The organism is Actinosynnema sp. NPDC023658 (assembly GCF_040639995.1).
Classification (GTDB): domain Bacteria; phylum Actinomycetota; class Actinomycetes; order Mycobacteriales; family Pseudonocardiaceae; genus Actinosynnema.
Map to the genome: position 1 here is coordinate 1 of NZ_JBFAAX010000243.1, position 8433 is coordinate 8433.

Here is an 8433-nt window from a genome sequence, read left to right on the forward strand (position 1 = left end):
GCCGAGCACGGCCTGCGGCGCGGCGACGAGGTCCACGGCCGGGTCGCACCCGCGTCCCGCGACGGCAAGGCCGCCTCGCTGGTCAGCGTCGACACCGTCAACGGCGCGCACCCCCGCCACTCCCGCTCCCGACCGTCCTTCACCGACCTCGTTCCCCTGCACCCGCAGGAGCGCCTGCGGTTGGAGACCGAGCCGCACGAGCTGACCACGCGGGTGATCGACCTGCTGATGCCCATCGGCAAGGGCCAGCGCGCGCTGGTCGTCGCGCCGCCCAAGGCGGGCAAGACCACCGTCCTGCGGTCGATCGCGCACGGCATCGCCAAGAACCACCCGGAGTGCCACCTGATGCTGGTGCTCGTCGGCGAACGCCCGGAGGAGGTCACCGACCTGGCGCGGGCGGTGCCGGCCGAGGTCGTCGCCGCCACGTTCGACCACCCGCCGCGCGACCACACCGCACTCGCGGAGCTCGCCGTCGAGCGGGCCAAGCGCCTGGTGGAGCTGGGCCGGGACGTGGTGGTGCTGCTGGACTCCGCGACCCGGCTGGGCCGGGCCTACAACCTCGCCGCACCCGCGTCCGGCCGGATCCTGTCCGGCGGCGTCGACGCCGGCTCCCTCACCGCGCCCAAGCGGTTCCTCGGCGCGGCGCGCAACGTCGAGGGCGGCGGTTCGCTGACGATCATCGCCACCGCGTTGGTGGACACCGGATCCGCCGGCGACGCGCTGCTCTTCGAGGAGTACAAGGGAACCGGCAACGCCGAGCTGCGGCTGGACCGCAGGACCGCCGGGCGGCGCGTGTTCCCCGCCGTGGACGTGCACCAGTCCGGCACCCGGCGCGACGACCTCCTGCTGTCCCCCGGTGACGGCACGGCCGTCCGCCTGCTCCGCCGCGTCCTCGCGGGCAAGGACGACGGGATCGACGTGCTGCTCGACGGCCTGCGCAAGACGCGCGACAACGCCGAGTTCCTCGCCCGCCTCACGGCCACCACGCCACGCTGACCCGCCCCCCACGCCGACGTCCGCCGCGACGCCACGCGGACGGTCGTGCCCACTCCCCGCGCGGCCGATGTCGAGGGCCCGCGACGTTCCACCCCGGTGGCTAGACTCCCGCCATGGTCTCCTCCCCCGGCCCGGACCACGGCACAGCCGCGAAGGCGGGGATCACCATCGCGCAGATCGCCGCGCTGGCGGGGGTGTCGGCCGCCACGGTGTCCAAGGTGGTCAACGGGCACGCCGAGGTCGCCGCGGACACCCGGGCGCTGGTCGAGGGCCTGCTCCGCGAGCAGGGCTACCGGCGGCAGAAGAAGGTGAGCCGGTCGCCGCTCGTCGAGGTCGTGTTCCACGAGCTCGCGGGCGCTTACCCGATCGAGGTCATCAACGGCGTGGAGCGCGTCGCCGGCGAGCACGGGTTGACCATCGCCCTCACCGGGCTGCACGGCAGGCACACCCCCGGCCGGAGCTGGGTCGACGGCGTGCTGACCCGGCGGCCCGTCGGCGTGGTCGCGGTCTTCTCCGGTCCCACGCCGGCGCAGTACGAGCAGCTGCAGAGCCGTGACGTCCCGGTCGTGCTGGTCGACCCGACCGGCGAGCCGCACCACGGCGTGCCGTCGGTGAGCGCGGAGAACTGGAGCGGTGGGCTGGCGGCGACCCGTCACCTGCTGGAGCTGGGGCACCGGCGGATCGCGGTGGTCACCGGCGCGCTGACCATGCTGTCGGGCCGGGCGCGGCTGGACGGCTACCGCGCGGCCATGGACGCGGCGGGCGTGCCGGTGGACCCGGACCTGGTCCGCGAGGGCCACTTCCAGATCGTCGACGGGCTGGTGCACACCCGCGAGCTGCTCCGCCTTCCGGACCCGCCGACCGCGGTGGTCACCGGCAACGACGGCGAGGCGCTCGGCGTCTACCAGGCCGTCCACGAGGCTGGCTTGCGCATCCCGGAGGACCTGAGCGTGGTCGGTTTCGACGACCTGCCGCCGGCCCAGTGGATGATCCCGGCCCTGACGACCATCCGGCAGCCGCTGGACGAGATGGCCGCCACCGCCACCGCCATGCTCGTCGACCTGGCGCAGGGCGGGCGGCTGCCGCACCGCCGCCGCATCCTGCCGACCGAGCTGGTGGTCCGCGCCAGCACCGCCCCGCCGCGGCGGTGAACCAGGCCCCCGGGTCGGGGTGCGCCGACCGGTAGCCGGCCGCGCGCCGCGGCCGGACCGGTTGCGCCGGGCGCGGCAACAGGGGCCATGACAGATGTCACGACGTGATCATGACGGTTGGAACCCGGCCCGGACGGCGTCGGATCGCAAGCTTCTCCCATGACACGAGCAACAGCCGTTCGCGCCGGAGCCGCACTGGCGATGCGCGACCTGCACAAGGCGTTCGGCGAGGTCCGGGCGGTGGACGGGGTCGACCTCACGGTGGCCGCCGGCGAGGTCGTCGCGCTGCTCGGCCCCAACGGGGCGGGCAAGTCCACCACGGTCGACATGCTGCTCGGCCTGTCCACACCGGACCGGGGCGAGGTCACCGTGTTCGGCCGCACGCCGCGCCAGGCGGTGGCCGAGGGCGTGGTGGGCGCGATGTTGCAGAGCGGCGCGCTGCTGGACGACGCCACGGTCGCGGAGACCGTCGGGCTCGTCGCCGCGCTGCACCGCAAGCCGCTGCCCGTGGCCGACGTGCTGGACCGCGCCGGCATCTCCGACCTGGCCGACCGCCGCTCCACCAAGCTGTCCGGTGGCCAGAAGCAGCGGGTGCGGTTCGCGCTCGCCCTGGTGTGCGACCCGGACCTGCTGGTGCTCGACGAGCCCACCGTGGCGATGGACGTGGAGACCCGCCGCCAGTTCTGGCAGTCGATGCGCGACTACACCTCGACCGGGCGGACCGTGCTGTTCGCCACGCACTACCTGGAGGAGGCGCAGGACTTCGCCGACCGGGTGGTGCTGATGCGGTCCGGGCGGGTCGTGGCCGACGGCTCGGTCGCGCAGGTCCGGGCCACGGTGTCCGGCCGCACGATCCGCGCGGTGGTGCCCGGCGCGCGCCAGGCCCAGCTAACCGACTACCCCGGCGTGCGCTCGGCCGAGCTGCGCGGCGACCAGGTGCTGTTGACCTGCTCCGACTCCGACGCGGCGCTGCGCGCGCTGCTGGCCGCCCACCCGGCGGCCCACGACATCGAGATCACCGCCCTCGGCCTCGAGGACGCGTTCCTCGCCCTGACTGGAGATGACCACCGGTGAACACCCGCTTCCTGCTGCTGGAACTGCGCCGCGCCGTCCGCAACGGCCGGTACCTGATCTTCACCGTGGTGCTGCCCACGGTCATGATGCTGCTCTTCGTCAACCTCTACGGCGGCGCGGGCGAGAAGTTCCCCAACGGGCTGCCGGTGGTGACGTCGCTGATGATGAACATGGCCCTGTTCGGCGTGATGTCCGGACCGCTGGCCACCGGCGCGCGGATCGCGGTGGAACGCGGGTCGGGCTGGCAGCGGCAGCTGCGGCTGACCCCGCTGTCCAGCACCGGGTACGTGCTGACCAAGGGCGCGCTGGGGATGCTGGTCGCGCTGCCCGCGATCCTGCTGGTCAGCCTCGTCGGCGCGGTGGTCGAGGGCGTCCGGCTGGAACCCGGCCAGTGGGCCGCGGTGCTGCTGACGCTGTGGCTGGGCGCGGTGCCGTTCGTGCTGATCGGCATCGTGATCGGGCTGCTGGCCAGCCCGGACGGGATGCAGGCGATCACCGCCGCGTCGTCGATGCTGTTCGGCCTGCTCGGCGGGATCTGGATCCCGGCCGACGTGGCGCCCGGGTGGCTGCGCACGGTGATGGAGGTGCTGCCGACGTACTGGGTCAAGCAGCTGGCGCAGGCCCCCGTGGTGCCGGTCGACGACGTGGGCCGCGCGCTGCTGGTGGTCGGCGCCTGGGTGCTGGTGCTGGGCTTCGTGGCGGCCCGCCGGTTCCGGACCGGCCGGTCCTGACGCCTAGGTTGACGACATGCGCGACGGGGTGAAGTGGCTGCTGTTCAGCTCGGTGTTCGTCCTGCTCTTCGTGCCGCAGGCGATGTACGAGACCGCGGTCGAGGACGGCTCCGCGCAGCGGAAGGTGCTGGGGATCTCCCTGCTGGCCGTCTACTCCGTCGGGTGGTTGTTCCTGCCGATGCTCCTGTGGCGCTTCGAGGGGCACGACAACCGCCGCACCGCCGCCTGCCTGGCGCTCACCGCGCTGGGCCTGGCGACGGTCGCGGTGCTGGGCCTGGACGCGGCGACGCTGATGATCTACGTGATGTCGACGACGGCGATGATCCTGCCCACCCGGCGGGCGGTGGTGGTCGACGGCGCGGTGCTGGTGGTCCTGGCCGTCGCGATGGCCGTGACCGGTGAGCTGCCCGACGACGTCGACCAGCTCGGCACGGTGCTGTCGGTGACGCTGGGGATGGGCGCGATGGGGCGGATGCTGCGGGCCAACCAGGCGCTGCGGCAGGCGCAGGAGGAGATCGCGGAGCTGGCCGTGGTCGAGGAGCGCAACCGGTTGGCCCGCGACCTGCACGACATCCTCGGGCATAGCCTCACCACGATCACGCTCAAGGCGGGGCTGGCCCGGCGGCTGCTGGAGAACGGCGACGCCACCCGCGCGCACGACGAGGTGCACGACATCGAGACCTTGACCCGGCAGGCGCTGGGCGACGTGCGGGCGACCGTGTCCGGCTACCGGGAGGTGTCGCTGTCGGCGGAGGTGGTCGGCGCGCGGGCCGCGTTGCGCGCCGCCGGGGTCGAGGCGGACCTGCCGCACGCGGTGGACAACGTCAACCCGGAGCTGCAACGGGTGTTCGGCTACGTGCTGCGCGAGGGGGTCACGAACGTGCTGCGGCACTCGGCGGCCACCCGGTGCGAGGTGCGGCTGGGCGACACCTGGCTGGAGGTGCGCGACGACGGCCGCGGGTGCGGCACGGGCGTGCCGGGCACCGGGTTGGCGGGCCTGGCCGAACGGCTGGCCGAGGTGGGTGGCACGGTGGAGGCCGGACCGCTGGCTGACGGCGGTTACCGGCTGCGGGCGGAGGTCGCGTGATCAGGGTGCTGTTGGCCGACGACCAGGCGTTGGTGCGCGGGGCGTTCGCCGCGATGCTGGGGCTGGAGCCGGACATCGAGGTGGTGGCGCAGGTCAGCGCGGGTGACGAGGTGCTGCCCGCCGCCCGCCGGACCACGCCCGACGTGGCGCTGCTGGACGTGCAGATGCCCGGTCTGGACGGGCTGTCGGCCGCCGCGCTGCTGCACGCCGAGCTGCCGTCGTGCCGGGTGATCGTGTGCACGACGTTCGGCCGGCCCGGCTACCTGGCGCGGGCCATGGCCGCCGGCGCGGTGGGGTTCGTGGTCAAGGACGCGCCGCCGGAGCACCTGGTTGACGCGGTGCGCCGGGCGCACGCCGGGCTGCGCGTGGTCGACCCGGTGCTCGCGGCCGAGTCGCTGGCCAACGGGCGCAGCCCGCTGACCGACCGGGAGCGCGACGTGCTGGCCTGCGCGCGGGACGGAGCCACGGTCGCGGACCTGGCCAAGGCGCTGCACCTGTCCGAGGGAACGGTCCGCAACCACCTGTCGTCGGCCATCGGCAAGACCGGCGCCCGCACCCGGGCCGAGGCGGTCCGGGTGGCCGAGGACAACGGCTGGCTCTGACCGCGGCGGCACCACGCACCCGTTCTGCCTGGACAGCGCCGGGGCCGCCGTTCGGCCGGGCGCGGTGGGACGAGTGGATCTACGATCCCGCCATGGGCACCGCCGGAGCGCCACCGCCGCGCCTGACCACGTCGACCCGCGATCGCGGACCGGCGGCGGTCGGTGCTCGCGGCGGGGACCGCCGGCCCGGCAGGCGGGTCGTCCCGGTGCCGGACTTCGACCACACCACCCCGAGGTCATCGTGACGGTCCTGGTCATCGCACCCCACCCCGACGACGAGACCCTCGGCTGCGGCGGCACGATCGCGTCGATGACCGCGGCCTCCGTCGACGTCTACGTCATCGCCGTGGTCTGCCACGACGCCAACACCGGCGATCACGGCGCCGGGCGGCGGGCCGACCGCTCGTCCGAGTTCTCCGAGGCGTGCAAGGCCCTCGGCGTCGCGGGCTGCGAGATCGTGCTGAGCCCCGGCGTGCACCACACGCTGCACGGCCAGCAGGCCGAGCTGGTCTCGATGTTCGAGAGCGGCTGCCGGTACGCGATCGACGTGGTGCGGCCCGACGTCGTGCTCATCCCCGCCGCCGGCGCCTACCACCAGGACCACCAGGTCGTGCACCACGCCGCGCTGGCCGCGTGCCGCCCGCGCGGGGTGGGCTGCCACACGCCGTCGAACGTGCTGGGCTACTACGGTCCCGAGGACGAGTGGCGCTCGCAGCCGAAGGTGACGCCGGCGTTCTTCGACATCTCCCCGACCCGCGAGCGCAAGGTCGAGGCGCTGCGCCGGTACGAGCTCCAGCTGCGGCGCCCGCCCCACCCCCGGTCGCTGGAGACGATCACCGCGGTGGACACCGTCAACGGCGCCCGGTTCGGCGTCGAGGCCGCCGAGGTCTTCACCCCCTACCGCCTCGACCTGGCCGCGCTGCTGACCTGACCGCCCGGCCGCGTCGAGGGCCGCCGGGCGTGCGGTGACCCGGCCGGTCGGGGCGACCGGGACACCGCACGGGTCAGAGCAGCCCGCGCCGGTAGGCCGCGACGAGGCGGCGGGGCACGGCGAGCCGGCGACCGTCCGGGGTGGTGACCGGCACGAGGTCGGGGACCTCGGCCTTCCACCGGGCGCGACGGTGGCGGGTGTTGCTGCGCGACGTCCTGCGCTTCGGGACGGCCATCAGCGGGCCCGCCCGCCGTAGCGGCGGTTGAACTTCTCGACCCGGCCGGCGGTGTCCATGACGCGCTGGTTGCCCGTCCAGAACGGGTGCGAGTCGGCGGTGACGTCGACCGTGATGAGCGGGTAGGTGTTGCCGTCCTCCCACTCGACCGCGGTGGTCGACGTGGCCGTGGACCGGGTCAGGAACGCCTTGCCCGTGGCCTGGTCCCGGAACACCACCGGGTGGTAGTCGGGGTGGATGCCCTGCTTCACAGCTCCTCCATCTCGTCGTGCCACTCGGCGAACGGGTCGGTGAACTCCAACTCGTCGACGAGCGCCAGTTCCTCGTCGGTCACCAGCGCGTCGCGCAGGGCCGCGGTGATCTCCTCCGGCGCGGCGGACCCGGTGACGACCACCAACTCCTGGGACCGGTCGCCGTAGTACGGGTCCCACACCGCCGAGGCGCTCGCCCGGCGCTCGGCGGGGACCTCGGACCAGTCGTCCACGGCGGCGAGCCACGGCCCGAGGTTGCCGACCCGCAGCCCACCGCCCGCCGACTCCAGCCACAGCGCGTTGTCCGGCCGGCTGGCCACCCACACCCGGCCGCGGGTGCGCACGACACCGTCGAGCAGGACGTCGAGGGCGTGGTGCAGCCGCACCGGGTGGAACGGTCGCCGTTCGACGAAGTGCACGACGGCCACGCCGTCCGCCGGTTCCAGCGGCGGCTGCCCGCGCAGGAGGGCGTCGAAGCCGTCGTCGAGGCGACCGCGGCGGGCGTCGTCCGGGATGGCGGCCAGGAGCGCGGTCACGTCCAGCCCGTCCCGGTCGTGGCGCGGCGCGAGCGGGGACAGCCGGTCCAGCACGGCGTCGAGCACCCCGGCGTCGGCGGGCCCGGAGCCGGTGAGCACGATCGCGTCGGCGAACTCAGCCTGCCCCACCACCACCTGGGCCACGGTCCGCTCGTCGGCCGCGGCGGCGCTCAGGCCGCGCTCGGCCAGCGTGTCGTCACCGGTCGCGTCGGCCAACCACGTGCCTCGGTCCACCACCGTGACCACGGCCTCCACCCGCACGTCCAGGCCGTGCAGGGCGAAGCAGACGGCCTCCGGTTCCAGCGCCGGGTCCAGGTGCACGACGACCCGGCCGCCCAACCGCTCCAGCAGCGGCAGCAGGTCCAGGCGCAGCGTGCACGAGACGCATCCGTGCGCGAGTTCCAGCACGGTCAGCTCGCCGTCGACCCAGCGACGCACCACGCCCTCGGTGAGGTCGCGCAGGTCGTGGCGGACCAGCACCGCCCCCGGTGACGCGCGCCAGATCTCCTCGGCCACGTCGTGGTGCGCGAGTCCGGCCACCAGTACGACCTCGGTTCCCATGTGGGCTAGCCTAACGGAAACGATTGTCATTTCAAACTGGAGGAACCGTGTCGTCCCGTCACTGCCAGTTGTCCGGGCGCGCGCCCGGCTTCGGCAAGCAGGTCTCGCACTCCCACCGGCGGACGTCCCGCCGGTGGCTGCCCAACACCCAGCGGCGCCGGTTCCGGCTGCCCTCCGAGGGCCGGAACGTCGTGCTGACGCTGTCCACCAAGGCCCTCAAGTCGGTCGACCGCCGCGGCATCGAGTCCGTGGTGGCCGAACTGCGCGCGAAGGGGCAG

At 74.1% G+C, this 8433-nt stretch carries 12 protein-coding genes; 9 read left to right on the forward strand and 3 right to left on the reverse strand.

The genetic code is table 11. The annotated features are described in order from the left end of the window. The 8 genes from rho to AB0G02_RS22270 form a co-directional block, all read left to right on the forward strand. On the forward strand, window positions 1–996 hold a 996-nt coding region (rho, locus tag AB0G02_RS22235; RefSeq protein WP_360797383.1), incomplete at its 5' end, for a transcription termination factor Rho. 113 nt (window positions 997–1109) lie between these two features. Continuing rightward, on the forward strand, window positions 1110–2147 hold the full coding sequence (locus AB0G02_RS22240; RefSeq protein WP_360797384.1) for a LacI family DNA-binding transcriptional regulator: 1038 nt from the start codon (window positions 1110–1112) through the stop codon (window positions 2145–2147). A gap of 159 nt (window positions 2148–2306) precedes the next feature. Next, window positions 2307–3221: an ABC transporter ATP-binding protein gene (locus AB0G02_RS22245; RefSeq protein WP_360797385.1), complete on the forward strand. Its 915-nt coding sequence runs from the start codon at window positions 2307–2309 to the stop codon at window positions 3219–3221. Continuing rightward, window positions 3218–3952, forward strand: coding sequence for an ABC transporter permease (locus AB0G02_RS22250; protein ID WP_360797386.1), 735 nt, complete (start codon window positions 3218–3220; stop codon window positions 3950–3952). The genes AB0G02_RS22245 and AB0G02_RS22250 overlap by 4 nt, the downstream gene beginning before the upstream one ends. Before the next feature lie 16 nt (window positions 3953–3968). Continuing rightward, window positions 3969–5039, forward strand: coding sequence for a histidine kinase (locus AB0G02_RS22255; RefSeq protein WP_360797387.1), 1071 nt, complete (start codon window positions 3969–3971; stop codon window positions 5037–5039). After that, a complete protein-coding gene (locus AB0G02_RS22260; RefSeq protein ID WP_360797388.1) occupies window positions 5036–5641 on the forward strand; it encodes a response regulator transcription factor in 606 nt (201 codons plus the stop codon). Before AB0G02_RS22255 ends, AB0G02_RS22260 begins: the two co-directional genes overlap by 4 nt. 92 nt (window positions 5642–5733) lie before the next feature. After that, a complete protein-coding gene (locus tag AB0G02_RS22265; RefSeq protein ID WP_360797389.1) occupies window positions 5734–5886 on the forward strand; it encodes a hypothetical protein in 153 nt (50 codons plus the stop codon). Then, complete coding sequence (locus tag AB0G02_RS22270; RefSeq protein WP_360797390.1) at window positions 5883–6572, forward strand: PIG-L deacetylase family protein; 690 nt, start codon at window positions 5883–5885, stop codon at window positions 6570–6572. The genes AB0G02_RS22265 and AB0G02_RS22270 overlap by 4 nt, the downstream gene beginning before the upstream one ends. Window positions 6573–6645: 73 nt before the next feature. Here the strand turns inward: AB0G02_RS22270 and rpmF are convergent, their stop codons facing one another. The 3 genes from rpmF to AB0G02_RS22285 are packed head-to-tail and all read right to left on the reverse strand — an operon-like array spanning window position 6646 to window position 8155. Continuing rightward, window positions 6646–6807 (reverse strand): 50S ribosomal protein L32, encoded by a 162-nt coding sequence (rpmF, locus tag AB0G02_RS22275; RefSeq protein ID WP_360797391.1) that lies wholly within the window; start codon window positions 6805–6807, stop codon window positions 6646–6648. Continuing rightward, window positions 6807–7058, reverse strand: coding sequence for a type B 50S ribosomal protein L31 (locus AB0G02_RS22280; protein ID WP_360797392.1), 252 nt, complete (start codon window positions 7056–7058; stop codon window positions 6807–6809). The genes rpmF and AB0G02_RS22280 overlap by 1 nt, the downstream gene beginning before the upstream one ends. After that, window positions 7055–8155: a GTP-binding protein gene (locus AB0G02_RS22285; protein WP_360797393.1), complete on the reverse strand. Its 1101-nt coding sequence runs from the start codon at window positions 8153–8155 to the stop codon at window positions 7055–7057. The genes AB0G02_RS22280 and AB0G02_RS22285 overlap by 4 nt, the downstream gene beginning before the upstream one ends. Before the next feature lie 47 nt (window positions 8156–8202). Here AB0G02_RS22285 and rpmB point away from each other — a divergent pair. Continuing rightward, the coding region (gene rpmB, locus AB0G02_RS22290; protein ID WP_360797394.1) for a 50S ribosomal protein L28 at window positions 8203–8433 on the forward strand (231 nt) is incomplete at its 3' end.

Excerpts from the sequence above, each read along its gene's own strand:
- AB0G02_RS22240 (WP_360797384.1), top strand. The coding sequence starts at position 1,110 with ATGGTCTCCTCCCCCGGCCCGGACCACGGCACAGCCGCGAAGGCGGGG.
- AB0G02_RS22245 (WP_360797385.1), top strand. The coding sequence starts at position 2,307 with ATGACACGAGCAACAGCCGTTCGCGCCGGAGCCGCACTGGCGATGCGC.
- AB0G02_RS22255 (WP_360797387.1), top strand. The coding sequence starts at position 3,969 with ATGCGCGACGGGGTGAAGTGGCTGCTGTTCAGCTCGGTGTTCGTCCTG.
- AB0G02_RS22265 (WP_360797389.1), top strand. The coding sequence starts at position 5,734 with ATGGGCACCGCCGGAGCGCCACCGCCGCGCCTGACCACGTCGACCCGC.
- rpmF (WP_360797391.1), bottom strand. The coding sequence starts at position 6,807 with ATGGCCGTCCCGAAGCGCAGGACGTCGCGCAGCAACACCCGCCACCGT.
- AB0G02_RS22285 (WP_360797393.1), bottom strand. The coding sequence starts at position 8,155 with ATGGGAACCGAGGTCGTACTGGTGGCCGGACTCGCGCACCACGACGTG.